General features: G+C 68.2%; 2 protein-coding genes. Both read right to left on the minus strand.

Annotated features, from left to right (window positions below):
- Positions 1-121 (minus strand): biopolymer transporter ExbD (locus G4D87_RS38160; RefSeq protein WP_176418000.1); only part of this gene is annotated, 121 nt, incomplete at its 3' end.
- Positions 122-124: 3 nt separating this feature from the next.
- Entirely contained in the window at positions 125-850 is a 726-nt protein-coding gene (locus G4D87_RS38165; protein WP_163787635.1) for a MotA/TolQ/ExbB proton channel family protein, read from the minus strand.
- Positions 851-971 lie beyond the last annotated feature (121 nt).

Consider the following 971-nt stretch of genomic DNA (forward strand, 5'->3'; position numbering starts at 1 on the left):
CGCGGACGATGAAGTTGGCCGTCACCATGAAGATGATGAGCAGCACCAGCACCACGTCCACCAGCGGGGTGACGTTGATGCCGGTGATTTCGTCGTCGTTGTCCTGCGCGCCGCCCGCCATGGCCTAGCGGGCCTCCGCGGCGCGAGCCGCAGTGGCCGTGCTGGCCGCCGCGGGGCGCTCGGCGCGCATGCTGCCCACCAGGGCGTAGCCCAGGGCATTGGTGCGGCTGGTGAGCGTCTTGAGCTGGCGGTTGAAGACGTTGAAGGCCACCACCGCCGGAATCGCCACCGCCAGACCCACGGCCGTGGCGACGAGCGCCTCGGAGATGCCCGCCATGACGGTCTGCTGCATGGCTCCGCCGCCGCCCTGGGCGTTCATCTTCCCCAAGTCGTTGAAGGCCTTGATGATGCCCAGCACCGTGCCGAACAGCCCGATGAAGGGCGCGTTGTTGCCCAGCGTGCCCAGGTACGACAGGAAGCGCTCGTACTGGGGGCGCTCGCGAGACAGCGTGGAGGCAATCACCTGCTCCACCGTGTCCGCGCCCTGGTCGGCGGAGGCCAGGGCCTCACGGATGATGGCGGCCTCCATGCCCGTCTTGCCTTCAATGGCCTTGCGGGCCACGTCGTACTCGCCGCGGGCCAGCCGCACCGCCAGGGCCTCCGAGTCCGGCAGCCGGTGGCGCGCGAAGTACACCGTGCGCTCCAGCATGATGGCGATGGAGAGCACGGAGAGGATGACGAGCACCCAGAGCACCCACTCGGCGGAGGTGAGCGTCACGCCGAGCAGTTTGCTGCTGAGCCAGCCAAGCTCGGTGTGACTCGTCTGGGCCAGGGAGAGGAAGGGCGTCATGGAGGGAAGCCTGGGTAAAGGTGGGTCACGGGGTACGCGCAACCCGGTTGCCAACTTGCGGGCCCATGTCTTGTTCCCTTGGCGCGGAAAGTCAAATGGAACGGCTCGGGTGGGGGCGTCC

Source organism: Myxococcus vastator, assembly GCF_010894475.1.
GTDB lineage: Bacteria > Myxococcota > Myxococcia > Myxococcales > Myxococcaceae > Myxococcus > Myxococcus vastator.